Annotated in this window: 13 protein-coding genes; 4 read left to right on the top strand and 9 right to left on the bottom strand. The window is 73.6% G+C overall.

All coding sequences use genetic code 11. The features are described 5' to 3' along the window. Positions 1 to 96 precede the first annotated feature (96 nt). Complete coding sequence (locus Q7L73_RS00845) at positions 97 to 1,689, bottom strand: hypothetical protein (protein WP_304691189.1); 1,593 nt, start codon at positions 1,687 to 1,689, stop codon at positions 97 to 99. A gap of 208 nt (positions 1,690 to 1,897) precedes the next feature. On the opposite strand from Q7L73_RS00845, the gene Q7L73_RS00850 reads away from it, so the two are divergent. Genes Q7L73_RS00850 through Q7L73_RS00865 form a run of 4 tightly spaced genes read left to right on the top strand, consistent with a single transcriptional unit; the run spans position 1,898 to position 6,681 of the window. Continuing rightward, a complete protein-coding gene (locus tag Q7L73_RS00850) occupies positions 1,898 to 3,583 on the top strand; it encodes a PQQ-binding-like beta-propeller repeat protein (RefSeq protein ID WP_304691190.1) in 1,686 nt (561 codons plus the stop codon). Between the two features lie 2 nt (positions 3,584 to 3,585). Next, a complete protein-coding gene (locus Q7L73_RS00855) occupies positions 3,586 to 5,184 on the top strand; it encodes a PQQ-binding-like beta-propeller repeat protein (protein ID WP_304691191.1) in 1,599 nt (532 codons plus the stop codon). A 52-nt stretch (positions 5,185 to 5,236) separates the two neighbouring features. Further along, on the top strand, positions 5,237 to 6,208 hold the full coding sequence (locus tag Q7L73_RS00860; RefSeq protein ID WP_304691192.1) for a hypothetical protein: 972 nt from the start codon (positions 5,237 to 5,239) through the stop codon (positions 6,206 to 6,208). Next, positions 6,205 to 6,681 carry a hypothetical protein gene (locus tag Q7L73_RS00865; RefSeq protein ID WP_304691193.1) on the top strand — a complete coding sequence of 159 codons (477 nt, stop codon included), beginning with the start codon at positions 6,205 to 6,207 and terminating at the stop codon, positions 6,679 to 6,681. Before Q7L73_RS00860 ends, Q7L73_RS00865 begins: the two co-directional genes overlap by 4 nt. Positions 6,682 to 6,696: 15 nt before the next feature. Here Q7L73_RS00865 and Q7L73_RS00870 read toward each other — a convergent pair whose 3' ends face one another. From Q7L73_RS00870 to Q7L73_RS00905, 8 genes are all read right to left on the bottom strand, one after another. Further along, positions 6,697 to 7,362 carry a GAP family protein gene (locus Q7L73_RS00870; RefSeq protein ID WP_304691194.1) on the bottom strand — a complete coding sequence of 222 codons (666 nt, stop codon included), beginning with the start codon at positions 7,360 to 7,362 and terminating at the stop codon, positions 6,697 to 6,699. Positions 7,363 to 7,449: 87 nt separating this feature from the next. Continuing rightward, complete coding sequence (locus Q7L73_RS00875) at positions 7,450 to 8,382, bottom strand: DUF58 domain-containing protein (RefSeq protein ID WP_304691195.1); 933 nt, start codon at positions 8,380 to 8,382, stop codon at positions 7,450 to 7,452. A 34-nt stretch (positions 8,383 to 8,416) separates the two neighbouring features. After that, positions 8,417 to 9,427: a MoxR family ATPase gene (locus tag Q7L73_RS00880; RefSeq protein ID WP_304715471.1), complete on the bottom strand. Its 1,011-nt coding sequence runs from the start codon at positions 9,425 to 9,427 to the stop codon at positions 8,417 to 8,419. 29 nt (positions 9,428 to 9,456) lie between these two features. Continuing rightward, positions 9,457 to 11,007: a glycosyl hydrolase family 28 protein gene (locus Q7L73_RS00885; RefSeq protein ID WP_304691197.1), complete on the bottom strand. Its 1,551-nt coding sequence runs from the start codon at positions 11,005 to 11,007 to the stop codon at positions 9,457 to 9,459. Positions 11,008 to 11,100: 93 nt separating this feature from the next. Further along, positions 11,101 to 11,901, bottom strand: coding sequence for an ATP-binding cassette domain-containing protein (locus tag Q7L73_RS00890; RefSeq protein ID WP_304691198.1), 801 nt, complete (start codon positions 11,899 to 11,901; stop codon positions 11,101 to 11,103). Continuing rightward, positions 11,894 to 12,892: an ABC transporter ATP-binding protein gene (locus tag Q7L73_RS00895; protein WP_304691199.1), complete on the bottom strand. Its 999-nt coding sequence runs from the start codon at positions 12,890 to 12,892 to the stop codon at positions 11,894 to 11,896. Before Q7L73_RS00895 ends, Q7L73_RS00890 begins: the two co-directional genes overlap by 8 nt. Beyond that, complete coding sequence (locus Q7L73_RS00900) at positions 12,889 to 13,746, bottom strand: ABC transporter permease (protein ID WP_304691200.1); 858 nt, start codon at positions 13,744 to 13,746, stop codon at positions 12,889 to 12,891. The genes Q7L73_RS00895 and Q7L73_RS00900 overlap by 4 nt, the downstream gene beginning before the upstream one ends. Next, positions 13,739 to 14,701: an ABC transporter permease gene (locus Q7L73_RS00905; protein ID WP_304691201.1), complete on the bottom strand. Its 963-nt coding sequence runs from the start codon at positions 14,699 to 14,701 to the stop codon at positions 13,739 to 13,741. Before Q7L73_RS00905 ends, Q7L73_RS00900 begins: the two co-directional genes overlap by 8 nt. Position 14,702 lies beyond the last annotated feature (1 nt).

A 14,702-nucleotide genomic window follows, 5' to 3' on the forward strand; every position in this document is an offset into this window, starting at 1 on the left:
GCGCGCTCCCGGCGGGAAGTCTGCGGCGTTGTGCACTCCTGGGGTACACGGAGCCGCAGACATCGGGGACGGAGGCCTCGGCGAGGGCGGGGCGGCTCACCGCGGCGGGAAGTAGGCGGCGACGAGCGCGCGCAGGTAGGGCGCGACGGCGTTGACCGTCGTCGGCACGAACGGCAGCTCGAGCGGGCCGCCGGCGCTGCCGCCGCTGACGCCGCCCTGGACGCGCGCGGCGCCTCTGCCGCTGCCGTCGGCGCCGGCTCTGCCGGCGCTCGTGCCGCGCCGGTCGCCGCCGCCGGCCGCCAGCAGGCGCAGCGGAAGCCGCTCGGCGCCAGCCCCGGTCGTCGGGCGGGCGGCGGTGCCGGAGCCGCTGCGGCCGGTCTGGCTGCCGGCGCCCCGGGTGCCGCTGCGAGCGACGCCGCGGGCGCCGTCGCCGCCGGCTCTGCCGCTGCGCGACGGGGCTCCCGCAGCCAGCGGCGCCGTCGCTCTGCGGCCCTCCGCGGCGAACTCCTTCACCTGTCTCGGCGACGGCAGGCTGGCGGCCGGCTGCGGCGCAACCGACGACTGCGTCCGTCTGCGGGCGGTGCTGCCGGCGCCGGTGCCGGAGCGCGCGCCCGTCCCGGCGCTGCCGTTCACGCCGCTGCCGCTGCCTCTGCCGGCCGCTCGCGTGCCATCGCCCGCTCTCGCGGGCTGGCGGCGGATCGCGATCCCGGAGGCGTCGCGGCCGTTGGAGGCGGCGCTCGTCGGGCCGCTGTTGCCAAGCGTGCCCGGCGGGCGCGGCGTGCCGGCGGGCGTCGTCGCGGTCGCGCCGGGAGTCGTCGGCGTGGTCGGCAGCGTCGTGCGCGTGCCGGGTCTCGCCGGCTGCTGCGCCGAGGAGCCGGCGCCTGCGTCGGCGCGGACGGGTGCGCGGTCGGAGGAGCTGCCGGCGGGTGCGCCGGCCAGCGCGAGCCCGGCGACGACGGCGACGCCGCCGGCCAGCAGCGCCCACTCGCCGCGCGCCGGCGCCGGCCGCACGCGCGTCGTCGCGCGCGCTTCGCGCACGAGCCGCTCGCCGTCGGCGACGACCTGCGCCGCGAGCGGGTTGGGCGCGGCGTCGCGCCCGGGCAGGCCCGCGCCGGCGGCCGCGCGGCGGCTGCGGCGCTCCAGCTCCCACGCCGTCGCGACCGTCTCGTGCAGGCCGAGGCGACGGTCGAGCAGGCGGGCGACGGCGGCGGGCGACGGGCGGCGGCGGGCGAGCGGCAGCAGCATCGCCGCGCCCACGCCGACAGCCACGATCGCGGCCGCGATGAGCGGCGGGCCGCCGAACGCGACCCGCGCGAGCAGCAGCAGCGCAGCCGTCGCCAGCGCGAGCAGCAGCGCCCGCCGCAGCAGCGCCAGCCGGCGAGCGTGGGCGAGCGCGTCGGCCCAGGCGGCGAGCGCGTCGGCGAGCGGGGAGTCGCCGTGTGCGGTGGCGGCGGGGCGTCCGGCGCGACGGGCGGAACCGTCGCGTGCTGGGGCGGCGGGGCGTCCGGCGCGACGGGCGGAACCGTCGCGCGCTGGGGCGGCGGGGCGTTTGGCGCGATCGGCGGACTCGCTGCGCGCGCGGGTGCCGGGAGGGCCGGCGTCGCCGTGGACGCGGACGCTGCGAGAGGGCGAGGCGGAGCGGAGGGAATCCTCCCTTTTCAGCTCCACGACCTCCTCCGGCGGGGCCACCAGCCATCGTCCGGTGCGTTGGAGCAGCGCTCCGGCGCCGGGGACGGAACGGGGGTGGGCCACCGGCCAATGGTAGCCTTCGCCGCGCTTTCGACGCACGTTCTCGCAGGCTGTCCCGGCTTCGACGGGCGTCACAGATTTGGAGAACCAGAAGATGGAAAATCACGCCCGCCGCAGCCCGCGCGGGACACTCCGGTGGATCGCGCCCGTGCTTGGCGCCTTGGCGCTGACGTTGTCCGCCTGCGGCGGCGACGACAACGACGCGAAGACGACCTCCGCGGCGAACGGCACCACCACCAGCGCGAGCACGACCGCGAGCAGCGGCGGGTCCGGGAGCGCTCCCGACGAAGGCTTCAACCCCGGCGACTGGCCGGTCTTCGGCCGCGACCGCGACAACACCCGCTACGCGCCGCAGGACAGCATCAACGAGGAGACGATCTCGCGCCTCGGCGAGGCGTGGCACTCCGACCTGGGCGGCAACCAGTGGCTCAACGAGGCCTTCCCGATCGTCGTCGACGGGGTCGCCTACGTCACCACCAGCACGAACGAGATCTACGCCTTCGACGGCGCCACCGGCAGAGTGAAGTGGAAGTACGCGCCGAAGGTCGACTTCTCGCTCTCCAGCGGCGTCGGCGGCTACGGCATCGTCGTCAACCGCGGCGTCGCGGTCGCCGATGGCAAGGTCTACATGCTGACGTTCGACTGCAGACTGAAGGCAGTCAGCGCGGCGACGGGCGAGGAAGTCTTCTCGACGCAGGTCGACGACCCGCGCACCGGCGCCTACGAGACGATGTCGCCGACCGTCTACAACGGCCTCGTCTACGTCGGCAACTCCGGCTCCGACCAGGGTGTCGGCGGCTTCGTCGCCGCCTACGACGCGAGAACCGGCAGAGAGGTGTGGAGATTCGACACGATCCCGCCGGTCGGTCAGGGCTGGCGCAGAAGAGACACCGGCGGTGGCACCGTCTACATGGCGCCGACGATCGACACGCAGACCAACCGCGTGATCTTCGGCACCGGCAACCCGTCGCCGGCGATCGTCGGCACGAGACGGCCGGGCAACAACCTCTACACCTCGTCGCTCGTCGCGCTCGACGCGACCACCGGCAGATACGTCTGGCACCACCAGGTCGTCGCGCATGACCTGTGGGACTACGACGCCGCCTCGCCGGTCGTCCTCTTCGACACCGTCGTCGACGGCGAGAGAAAGCGGATGGTCGCCGAGGCCGGCAAGTCCGGCTGGCTGGTGATGCTCGACGCCGAGACCGGCAGACAGGTCCACGACCGCCTCTCGTTCGTCAGACAGCAGCGCAGCAAGCCGACGACGACGCCGACGCTGCAGTGCCCCGGCCCGCTCGGCGGCTCGCAGTACGACCCGCTCGCGTACAGCCCGAGAGTCGACGCGGTCTACGTCTCCGGCATCGACTTCTGCTTCATGCTCGCCGTCTCCGACGAGAGACTGCCGGGCGAGTCGAGATTCGGCGGCACGCGCACGTTCCCGCAGGACGGGAGAGCGTCGGGCAGCTTCTCCGCCGTCGACATGAAGACCGGCAGATTCATCTGGCGCAAGAGAATGTCGACGCCGATGGGCGCCGGCGCGATGGTCAACGGCGCGGACATCGTCTTCACCGTCGACCAGCTCGGCTGGATCTACGGCTTCGACGCCGCTGACGGCAGAGAGCTGTGGAAGGCCAACATCGGCCTGGCGGGCGCGGCGGCGCCGGTGCTCTACACGATCGACGGCGTCGACTACATCGGCGTCGCGACCGGCGGCTCCGGCCTCACCTCGTCCAACGACTTCGGCCCGATCGGGTCGCGCTTCACCGTCCTCAAGCTCGACGGCAGAAGAGTGATCCCGGCAAGAGCGCCGAGAAACCCGTCGGCGGACGACTGACGATGCGACGCGGCGCGACGGCGGCGGCGCTGGCCGCGGTCGTCGCGCTCGCGTCCGCGCTCGGCGCGGCCGGCTGCGGCAGCGGCGAGTCGCGCACGACGACTGCCCCGGAGCCGGGCGCCGACGTCGCCTGGCCGCGCTTCGGCGGCGATGACGACCAGTCGCGCTTCTCGCCGCTGGCCGAGGTCAGCACGGCGAACGTCGGCAGGCTCGGGCTCGCCTGGTCGTGGCAGCCCGGCGACGACACGACGCTGTGGGAGAGCTTCCCGGTCGTCGCGGGCGGGACGCTCTACGTCACCACCGACAGCGGCCAGGTGGTCGCGTTCGACGCCGCCGCCGGCGTGCGGCGCTGGTCCTACACGCCGCAGGTCGACCTGCTGACCGCGACCGCCGAGGGGCAGGTGCCGGTCAACCGCGGCGTCGCCGTCGCGCAGGGCCGCGTCTACCTGCAGACCTGGGACGCGCGGCTGGTCGCGCTCGACGCCGACGACGGGCGCGAGCTGTGGAGCGTGCCGATCGCGCCCGGCGAGCCTGGGGTGACGGGCGCCGGCCCGCCGACCTACGACGGCGGCCGCCTCGTCGTCGGTGGCTCCGGCAGCGACCCGGCCGGCACGCGCGGCTTCGTCGCCGCCTTCGACGCCGCCGACGGGCACGAGCTGTGGCGCTTCCACACCGTTCCCAGAGAGCGCGGCGGCGGGCGCGTCTGGATGCCGCCGACGGTCAGCGGCGGAACCGTCTACGCCGGCACCGGCAACCCGTCGCCGGCGCTGACCGGCGGCAGACGCGGCTGCGAGCCGTGGACGAGCGGGATGGTCGCGCTCGACGCGCGCGACGGCAGGCTGCGCTGGGGCGCGACCGAGGTCTGCGACGACGTCTGGGACTACGACGGCGGGCAGCCGCCGCTGGTCTACGAGACCGACGTCAACGGCATCGCGACGCGCGTCGTCGGCCACGCCAACAAGTCCGGCAGCTACTGGCTGCGCGACGCGGCCAGCGGCAGAGAGCTGGCGCCGCCGACGCAGCTGATCCCGCAGCCGGCCCGGCGTCCGCGGCCGACGCGCGCCGGCACGACGATCTGCCCCGGCGCGCTCGGCGGCGTCGCCTACGGACCGGCCGCGCACGACCCGCGCGGCGGGACGATCTTCCAGGGCGCGGCGGTGATGTGCATGGTCTACCGGCGCGGCGCCCACTCGCAGAGCGGCAGAGCGGTGCGGGTCGGAGGCGGCGAGGCGCGCGTCGTGCCGGGCAGAGCGGCGCGCGGCGCGCTCGTCGCGCTCGACGACGCGACCGGCCGCGTCAGATGGCGCCGCCGGCTGCCGGCGCCGCTGGCCGGCGGCGTGCTTGCGACCGCGGGCGGGATCGTCTTCAGCGGCTGCGACGACGGCTTCCTCTACGCCTTCGACGCGGACACGGGCAGAACGCTCTGGCGCGGGGCGATCGGGCTCGCCTTCGGCAGCGCGCCGCTGACGTTCCGCGCGGCCGGCCGCCAGTACGTCGCGGTCGTCGCGGGCGGCTCCAGCGTCGCCGAGCAGACGGGTGCGCCGGTCGGCGCGAGACTGGTCGTGCTGCGGCTCGGCGGAACCGCTTTGAGAGGGAAGTGAGAGACCTTTGTCTCGAATCTGGAGTCACCGAGCGTGTGCTAGGTTCGCGAACGTGTCACGCCGTACGCCGATCGCCTCGATTGCGGTCATCTGCCTCGCGTCAGCCGCCGGCCTCACCGCCGCGGCCCACGCCACGACCGGAGTCGGAACCGGTCTCCCGCAGCCGAGAGTCGACGTCGCGCACAGCGACGGCGATCAGTTCACCGGCCGTTACGCGATCGGTGAGATCGATCGCCGCGCGAAGATCGGCAGCGGCCAGCTGCAGATCGAGTACACCGACACGAGAAAGCCGTTCCTGATCGGCAGCCTCGGGATCTTCGGCTTCGACGACGACGGTCGTCAGCAGAGCTCGCACTCGATCACGTATCCGTACAGCTTCGCGAACGACACGCTGTCGGCGCCGGTGATCGCGCAGGCGACGTTCGAGCCGATCGGCGCGCTGAGAGTGTCGGTCCCGGACGCGCAGGACGAGCTGCACGGCCAGCTGACCTGGCGCGGCGGCACCTACCAGGTCGTCTTCGACCGGCTGCCGGCGAGCGACCTGCAGACGGAGCTGCCGGAGGCCAAGCAGGTCGATCCGGTGCCGCTGAGGCTGAGACACGACGGGCTCGGCAGAAGAGACTCCGCGCTGTACGGCCGCTGGAGACTGGTCGCCAGCGACGTCGACCCGGGCAGAGCCGCCTCGATCTACGCGCCGCTCGTGCGGGCCGCGAACTCGATCGGCAACGACGCGACGATCGCCGACAGCGGCAACATGACGCTGTTCGAGGTGACGTCGAAGATGGATCCGCCGAGACCGGGCGGCATGGTCGCGATCCACACGCCGAGCCAGACGCGCGCCGAGTTCCTGACGGACTTCAGATGGGACGGCCCGTGGCGCAGCGCGAACGTGCGCGCCGGCAGCGACCAGGGCGCGATCGTCGGCAGATACATCGCCCGGCTCGTCGGCGGCGACCGCCTCGTCGGCACGCTCACCAACGGCGACTTCCGCGTCGACCTGACGTTCCAGAGAGGCGGCAGATGAAGTCCCTGATCTGTTTCGGCGCGGTCGCCGCGGCGATCGCGGTCGCCGGCTGCGGCGGCGGTGGCGACGACGACGGCGGCAAGACCGAGAAGCTGTCGCACGAGGCGCTCGTGACGCAGGCCAACGCGGCCTGCAGAACCGCCTCGGCGAGCATCGCGAGAATCCCGAGCGTCGACTCGATCGAGGGCCTCGGCGACTACTCCCAGCGCGTCAGCGCGATCGGCACGAGACTGTACGGCGAGCTGACCCGGCTGACGCCGTCGCAGCCCGACGAGACCTCCTACACCCGCTTCCTCGACGCGCTCAGAACGTCGAACTCGGAGCTGGTCGCGCTCGAGCGCGCCGCCGACGCCGGCGACAGACGCGCGGTCGCGGCCGCGGCGCGCAGAGTCGCCAACGCCGAGCCCGGCACCTACGCGGCCGTGATCGGCCTCGACGTCTGCGCCGCGGCGACGCCGTCGCCCGGCTCCTGACTCCTCCGGCGGGCGTCAGAGCCCGCCGAGGCCGTCGCCGAGCAGCTTCGTGCCGAGCAGCAGCAGGATCACGATCATGATCGCGCTGCTGTGCGCGGAGATGAAGCGCTCGACGGCTGCCAGCGGTGCGGCCGCGCGCTCGCCCGCGAGCAGGTGCGACGCGAGCGGGCCGACGACGGTGAACGAGCCGACGCAGACGTAGAGCACGAGCGCGATCGCCGTCTGCGGCGGGTCGAGCGCCGCCTCCGAGACCGAGGCGGAGACGGCGATCGTCAGCGCGAGGTTCTTCGGGTTGGCGCCTGACAGCGCGGCGCCGGTGACGAGGGCGCGTGGCGGGGTCAGCGACCCCAGCGAATCCATCCAGCCCGGTCGCGGCGGCTGCTCGCCGTCGCGCGGACGTTTCGCCCACGTGCGCGCCGCCAGCAGCAGGAAGCCCGCGCCGACGACGACGTCGAACCAGTCGATCCCCGTCTCGACGCCTGCGTCGACCCCGCTGCCGAGCACCAGCACGACGAGCGTGCTCAGCAGCGCGAGGCCGGCGATCCAGCCGAGCGCGAAGGCGCTGCCGGTCACGCGCGCTCGCGGCGTCCCGAGCGTGAGCACGATCGCGACGATCGGGAACGGGCTGAGCGCGACCGCGACCGCTGACGGCAGCAGATCCCCGGTCACCCCGTTCAGCATCGGCCGATCCTCTCACGTCCGTTGCGGCGCGCGGGCCGGTCGCCGGGGGGCGGTGCGGGCGGGCTGGCGGCGCCGGCCGGCGGTCGCTCAGCGGGCACGCGCGAGCAGCTCTTGCGCGTCGGCGAGCACGGCGAGCTGGTCGAAGGCGTCGCCGTCGGCCGGCAGCCGCACGCAGCCGACGCCGTGCGCGCGGCAGCGCTCGGCGACCTGCCGCGCGTGCTCGTCGACGGCGCGCGCGTGGGCGGCGAGCGCCTGCGGCGTGAGGTCGAGCGAGAGGGTCGCGCCGGACTCGCGGTCGACCAGCTCGACGGGGCCGCTCGGGGCGTCCGCGGGGGCGTCGTCCGACGCTGCGAGGGGAGCCGTCTCCGTGACGTGCAGCAGCGTCGCCGCGCGCACGCCGCGGAGCGCGTCGAGGGCGGCGTTCAGCTCGGGTGCGGGGACGAGCGCGTCGGTGATCAGCGCGGCGACCTCGGCGCCGGCGGCGAGCGGGCGGCGGGCGCGGACGCCCGCCGCCAGGGAGGTCTCGCGGCCGCGCGGGAGCCGTTCGAGCTGGTCGAGCAGGGCCGGCAGCTGCTGCTCGCCCGAGAGCGGCTCGCCGTTGATCGCGCCGCCGTCGGCGACGACGGTCAGCTGGACGGTCGCGCCGCGCAGCAGCGCGACCGCGCCGAGCAGCGCGGCGAGCCGCTCGGCGTGGCGGCGGGCCGGGGCGCCCGGGTCGCCGAGCGAGCGGCTGCCGTCGAGCAGCAGCGCGAGGCCCAGCTCGCGCTCGGCCGGCGAGGTGCGCACGAACGGCTGCCGCAGGCGCGCGTAGACGTTCCAGTCGATCCGCCGCAGGTCGTCGCCGGGGGCGTAGGCGCGGTAGTCGGCGAACTCCAGCCCGCGGCCGCCGCTGGCGATCCCGGCGGCCGCGTCGCCGAGCACCCCGCGCACGATCGCGTCGAGGTCGCGCAGGCGCAGCCGCTGGAGCTGGCGCAGCGTCGCGCCGTCCAGCAGGGGAGGGGCGGCGGCCGGCGGCGTCATCGCGGGGCGGCGCGGCGACAGGCAGCCAGCGGGGTCATCGCTCTGGTGGGATTCGCTCGAGCGCGTCGGCGACGATCGCCTCGGGCGTGATCCCCTCGCGCTCGGCCTCGAAGCTGAGCACGAGCCGGTGGCGCAGCGCGGGCAGGGCGACGGCGCGGACGTCCTCATAGGCGAGGTTGGCGCGGCCGGCCAGCAGCGCGGTCACCCTGCCGGCGAGCGTCAGCGCCTGCGCGCCGCGCGGGGAGGGGCCGAGCTGGAGCCAGCGGCGCGCCAGCTCGGTCGCGTCGTCGCGCTGCGGCTGCAGCGCGAGCACGAGTCGCGAGGCGTAGCCGACCACATGCGTGGCCGCCGGCACCGAGCGCCCCAGCGCGACCATCTCGCGCAGCGTCTCGGCGTCGGTCACCTGCGGCACCTCGGCGCCCTCCGAGACGAGGCCGCCGGTCGTGCGCAGCACGGTCTCGGTCAGCTCCGCCTCGTCGGGGAACGCGAAGCCGAGCTTCAGCAGGAAGCGGTCCAGCTCGGCCTCCGGCAGCGGGTAGGTGCCGCGCATCTCGACCGGGTTCTGCGTCGCCAGCACCGTGAACGGCTGCGGCAGCGCGTGCGTCGTCGTGCCGATCGTGACCGTCCGCTCCTGCATCGCCTCCAGCAGCGCGCTCTGGGTGCGCGGGGCGGCGCGGTTGATCTCGTCGGCGACGACGAGGTTGGCGAACAGCGGCCCCGGCTGGAAGCGCAGCTCCGCCGAGCCGGCGGAGCCGTCCTGCGTCAGCACCATCGCGCCGGTGATGTCGGCCGGCATCAGGTCGGGCGTGAACTGGACGCGGCGGTGCTCGAGCGCGATCGCACGCGAGAAGGCCCTCGCCATCGTCGTCTTGCCGAGGCCGGGGACGCCCTCCAGCAGCGCGTGGCCGCCGGTCAGCAGGCACAGCAGCACGCCGCGGACGGCGTCGCGCTGGCCGACGATCGTGGCGCCGACGGCCTCCTCGATCGCGGTCGCGAGCTGTTGGAAGCGGTCCGGCGCGAGCACGTCCAGCAGCCTATCCGGCATCGCCGTGCTCGCGCCGTGAGCCGCCCTGCTCAGCTGGTCTTCACCAGTCTCGCGTCGTCGATGCGGCCATAGGCGGTCGAGCTGGAGCCCGCGCCGCTGTTGTCGATCCCGAGGCGGTAGTTGCCCGCCGTCGTGACGGTGAACGAGATCGAGTTGGTCGTCCAGGCGGTGTTCGTGAACGTCGTGCTCGCGGCGATGCTCAGCGGCGAGGCCTGCACGGCCAGCAGCCGGATCGACGCCCCGCTGCTCTGCGTGTTGACGCTGAACGTGTAGGTGCCGGTGGCGAGGTAGACGCCCTGCGTGATCGAGGCGTAGCCTCTGTCGAAGGCCGCGATCTCGCCGTAGCGGTTGCTGCCCGAGATGCCGCTCGTGCCGCCGCCCTCGGTCGACCAGAACGACGTGCCGACCTGCGTGCTGAAGGCGTTGAGGCCGTCGAAGTTGGAGTTGTAGATCCCCTCCGTGTTGCTGGAGACGCCGAAGTTGTAGACCGCGTTGTCGGCCGACAGGTCGGTCGTCGCCATCTCGTTGAGGCCGCGCGCGAGCGGCGTGCCCGGCACGGTCGTGCTGAGTCTGTTGTTGGCGAACCGCAGCCACTTCGACGGCGTCTTCGGCCCGCCGTTGTAGATGTCGGTGTTGAGCGCGCCGATCGCGTAGGTCGCGCTGAACGAGTTGTCGTGGACGTTGACTCTGGAGATCTCGACTCTGGAGGCGTCCGGCGCGGCGCCGGTCCAGTTGATGAAGAGGAAGCCGTGCGAGCCGTTGGTCGCGAGGTTGTTGACGACGTTTCTGTAGACCTCGATGTCGTGCGAGGTGCGCGGCGTGTCGGAGTTCCACCAGGCGCTTCTGCGCGGGTCGGCGTAGCTGGCCCAGACGTAGATGCCGTCGTCGAGGGTCGTCAGGTCGTTGTCGTGGACGGAGACGTTGCCGCTGTTCATGATGCTGATGCCGTCTGAATTGAGCGAGCTCGGCGAGACCGTTCTGATGCCGGAGATCTCGATGTTGTCGCTGTTGCGCAGCGTCACGTTGTACGCCGACGCGCCGGAGATCGTGATCCCTCTGACGCTGAAGCCGTTGGCGAGGTGCGTGCCGATCCCGTGCACGAGGACCGAGTTGTCGTCGCTCCCGTTGGTGGTGAGCAGGACCGTGCCGCTGCCGGTGATCGCCGTGTTGGTCGTGCTGCCGGAGTAGATCAGCGGATAGTTCTGGTCGAGGTAGGTGATGAAGGCGATTCTGCTGCCGGGGATCACCCGGCCTCTCGTCGGCGTGTTGGCGTAGTCGGACGGGTTCTGGCTCTGCTTGATCGTCGCGCCGCTGGCGATGTTCAGCGTCACGTTGGACTTCAGGATCAGATTGCCGGTCAGGTAGGTGTACGTGCCCGGGACGGTGACGGTGCCGCCGCCGGCTCTGTTGACCGCGTCGATCGCGCCCTGGATCGCGCCGCGGTCGTTGGTGACGCCGTCGCCTCTGGCGCCGTAGGCGACGTCGCGGACGCTGACGTCGAGCGCCGAGGCGGCGCCGGTGCTGCACCACAGGGATACGAGGGACGCACAGGCGAAGACGGCCAGGCGTCGATACGGCACTGCGGATCGTGAGATCACTGCGGCCTCCTGGGTGGGTGGAGCGACCCGCTCGGATGAGCGGGCTGCCCCGATTCGATTGTGTGAACTGCGGTGCTACTCGCGCGCGGCCAGGATGCGGGCCTGTTCGAGGTCCGGATCCGCGACCGGGATCGCATCCATCAGGCTGCGCGTGTACTCGTGCCGCGGCTGCTCGAACAGCCTCGTGCGCGGCTGCGCCTCGACGACTCTGCCGTGGCGCATCACTGCGACCTGGTGCGCCATGTAGCGCACGATCGCAAGGTCGTGGGAGATGAAGAGGTAGGTCAGGCCCAGCTCCCGCTGCAGCTGCGTCAGCAGGTTGAGCACCTGCGCGCGGACGCTCACGTCGAGCGCCGAGACGGCCTCGTCGAGCACGACGAACTCGGGCTCCAGCGCCAGCGCGCGGGCGATCGCGACGCGCTGCGCCTGCCCGCCCGACAGCTCGCGCGGCCGCCGCTGCGCGTAGCCGCCGCCGAGGCCGACCAGCTCCAGCAGCTCCGCGACGCGGGCGGCGCGCGCGGCGCGGTCGCCGAGGCCGTGCGCGGCCAGCGGCGCCGTCAGGATCTGCTCGACGCTGCTGCGGCGGTTGAGCGAGCCGTGCGGATCCTGGAAGACGACCTGCATGCGGCGGCGCAGCCTGCGCAGCGGCTCGCGTCTGAGCGCGAGCACGTCCTCGCCGTCGAACAGGACCGAGCCGCCGTCGGCCTCCAGCATCCGCAGCACGCAGCGGGCGGTCGTCGACTTGCCGGAGCCGGACTCGCCGACGAGCCCGAGCGTCTCGCCGCGCGCGAGCGTGAAGGAGACGTCGTCGACGACGCGTCTGCCGCCGAACTGCTTCACGAGCGAGCGGACTTCGAGCAGCGGGGCGTCAGCCATGACGGACCTTCTCTCGGGTCAGCGCGAAGTGGCAGGCGACGCGCGCGGGCGCCGCCGCGTCCGGCGCCGCCAGCAGCGGCCGCTCCAGCGTGCAGACCTCCTGCGCGTAGGGGCAGCGGGGATGGAAGGAGCAGCCGCCGGCGAGCCTGCCCGGCAGGGGCGGCTGGCCGGCGATCGTCGGGATCGGCCGCTCCAGCGGCAGCGTCAGGTCGCAGGCGGCGCCGAGCAGCGCCTCGGTGTAGGGATGGCGCGGGGCGGCGTACAGCTCCCGCACCGGCGCCTGCTCGACCAGCCGGCCGGCGTACATAACCGCGATCTCGTCGCAGAAGCCGGCGGCGACGCCGAGGTCGTGCGTGATCATCACCATCGCGACGCCGCGCTCGCGCGAGATCCGCACCAGCAGCTCGACGATCCGCCGCTGCGTCGTGACGTCGAGCGCGGTCGTCGGCTCGTCGCACAGCAGCAGCTCGGGGTCGGCGGCGAGCGCCATCGCGATCATCACGCGCTGCCGCATCCCGCCCGACAGCTCGTGCGGGTAGGCGCGGGCCTTCACGGCCGGGTCGTCGATGCCGACGTCGGTCAGCAGCTCGACCGCTCTCGCCATCGCCTCGCGGCGGCCGACCTCGGCGTGCAGCCGGATCGCCTCCGCGATCTGCTCGCCGACGCGGTGGAGCGGGTTGAGCGACTGCATCGGATCCTGGTAGATCATCGCCACGCGGCCGCCGCGGACCCGCGCCAGCGCGCGCCCGCGCAGCGCCCGCAGGTCGGTGTCGCCGAGCAGGACGCTGCCGCCGCTGACGCGCAGCGGCCGCCGCAGCAGCCCCATCACGGCCATCGCCGTCATCGTCTTGCCGGAGCCGGACTCGCCGACGAGGCCCATGCGGGCGCCCCTCGCGACGGTGAACGAGACGTCGCGGACGATCTCCACCGCGCTGCCGCGACGGCCGTCGGCGACGACGGTGAGGCCTTCGACGGTGAGGGCAGGCGTCATGCGCGGCCTCGATTCGAGCGGGCGCCGAGCTGGTCGGCGACGACGTTGAGCATCCAGATCGTCAGCAGGATCGCCAGCGCCGGGAAGATCGCGTACTCCCAGCGCTGGTAGAGGAACTGGTAGCCCTCCTTCAGCAGCGTGCCCCAGGAGGCGTCGGGCGGCTGGATGCCGAGCCCGACGAAGCTGAGGCTCGCCTCCAGGATCATCGCGCTAGCGGCGTTGATCGCCGCCTGCACGGCCAGCAGCGAGACCGTGTTCGGCAGCAGCTCGGCCAGCAGCAGCCGCCGGCGGCGCGCGCCGTAGGCGACCGCCGCGGCGTAGTAGTCGCGGTTCATCTCCTGCAGCGCGACGGTGCGCGCCATGCGGGCGGTCGTCGGCGCCAGCAGCACGCCGATCACGAGCGCGAGGTTGAGCGTCGAGGCGCCGAAGGCGGAGATGCAGACGAGCGCGAACAGCAGCTGCGGGATCGCCATCAGCGCGTCGGCGCTGCGCATCAGCAGCTCGTCGACGATCCCCCGCCGCAGCGCCGCGAGGAAGCCCCAGGCGGTGCCGAGCAGGAACGCGACGACGACGGCGCCGCCGGCGATCAGCAGCGTCAGGCGGCCGCCGTAGAGGACGCGCGCGAAGAGGTCGCGGCCGAGGTCGTCGGTGCCGAACCAGTGCGCCCAGCTCGAGCCCGCGAAGGCGATCGCCGGGTCCTGCTCGTTGGGGTCGTAGCGGGCGACCAGCGGGGCGGCCAGCACGAGCACCACGAGCAGCAGCAGGATCCCGGCGCTGACGGCCAGCAGCGAGGGGCGGGGAAGGCGGCGCAGGCGCTCGCGCGCCGTGACGGCGGGAACGGGCAGCTCAGCCATCGGCGCTCACCGTCCGCAGCCGCGGGTCGAGCCAGCGCGAGGCGAGGTCGACGACGAGCGTCGTCAGGATGAAGCCCGCGCACAGCAGCAGCGTCACCGTCTGCAGCACCGCGTAGTCGCGTCTCAACGCGGACTCGACCGCGAGCGAGCCGAGCCCCGGCAGGCCGAAGACGTACTCGACCAGCACCGCGCCGCCGAGCGTGTAGCCGAAGATCAGGCCGACCGAGGTCAGCGCCGGCAGCAGCGCGTTGCGCAGCGCGTGGTGCAGCACGACGCGGCCGCGCGTCGCGCCCTTGCCCTCGGCCGTGCGCACGTACGGCTGCTTCAGCGCCTCGATCAGCTCGGCGCGCAGGTAGCGCACGATCAGCGGCGAGGCGACCGCCGCCAGCGCGGCCGACGGCAGCACGAGGTGGCGCAGGTTCTCGCCGACGTCCTCGTCGAGCGGCACCCAGCCGCGCGCCGGCAGCCAGCCGAGCTGGACGCTGAAGACGATCAGCAGGAAGATCGCCGCCACGAACGGCGGGAAGGCCATCCCCAGCGACGAGACCGCCGACACCAGCCGGTCGACCCAGCCGCCGGGCCGCAGCGCGGCGACCACGGCGGTCGGGACTGCCAAAGCGACCGCCAGGGCGACGGAGGCGATCGTCAGCTCCAGCGTCGTGCCGATCCGCTGCCCGACCAGCGCCGAGACCGAGAACTGGCTGAAGTAGGAGCTGCCGAAGTCGCCGTGCAGCAGGCCGCCGACCCAGTCGAAGTACTGCGCGACGACCGAGCGGTCGAGGCCGAGCTGCTCGCGCAGACGGTCGATCGTCTCCTGCGAGACGCCCTGCGTCGAACCGAGCCGCGTGATCACCGGGTCGCCCGGGAGCGCACGCAGGACCGCGAAGACGATGACCGACGTGGCGACGAGCAACAGCAGGCTCGTCGCCACCCGGATGATCACGTAGCGGCTCACG

Origin of the sequence: Conexibacter sp. CPCC 205762, assembly GCF_030646155.1 — a bacterium.
GTDB lineage: Bacteria > Actinomycetota > Thermoleophilia > Solirubrobacterales > Solirubrobacteraceae > Conexibacter.

What these genes read in the sequence shown, in the direction of transcription:
- Q7L73_RS00900 (WP_304691200.1), bottom strand. Translation starts at nt 13,746, where the DNA reads ATGGCTGAGCTGCCCGTTCCCGCCGTCACGGCGCGCGAGCGCCTGCGC.
- Q7L73_RS00880 (WP_304715471.1), bottom strand. Translation starts at nt 9,427, where the DNA reads ATGCCGGATAGGCTGCTGGACGTGCTCGCGCCGGACCGCTTCCAACAG.
- Q7L73_RS00895 (WP_304691199.1), bottom strand. Translation starts at nt 12,892, where the DNA reads ATGACGCCTGCCCTCACCGTCGAAGGCCTCACCGTCGTCGCCGACGGC.
- Q7L73_RS00875 (WP_304691195.1), bottom strand. Translation starts at nt 8,382, where the DNA reads ATGACGCCGCCGGCCGCCGCCCCTCCCCTGCTGGACGGCGCGACGCTG.
- Q7L73_RS00865 (WP_304691193.1), top strand. Translation starts at nt 6,205, where the DNA reads ATGAAGTCCCTGATCTGTTTCGGCGCGGTCGCCGCGGCGATCGCGGTC.
- Q7L73_RS00855 (WP_304691191.1), top strand. Translation starts at nt 3,586, where the DNA reads ATGCGACGCGGCGCGACGGCGGCGGCGCTGGCCGCGGTCGTCGCGCTC.
- Q7L73_RS00870 (WP_304691194.1), bottom strand. Translation starts at nt 7,362, where the DNA reads ATGCTGAACGGGGTGACCGGGGATCTGCTGCCGTCAGCGGTCGCGGTC.
- Q7L73_RS00890 (WP_304691198.1), bottom strand. Translation starts at nt 11,901, where the DNA reads ATGGCTGACGCCCCGCTGCTCGAAGTCCGCTCGCTCGTGAAGCAGTTC.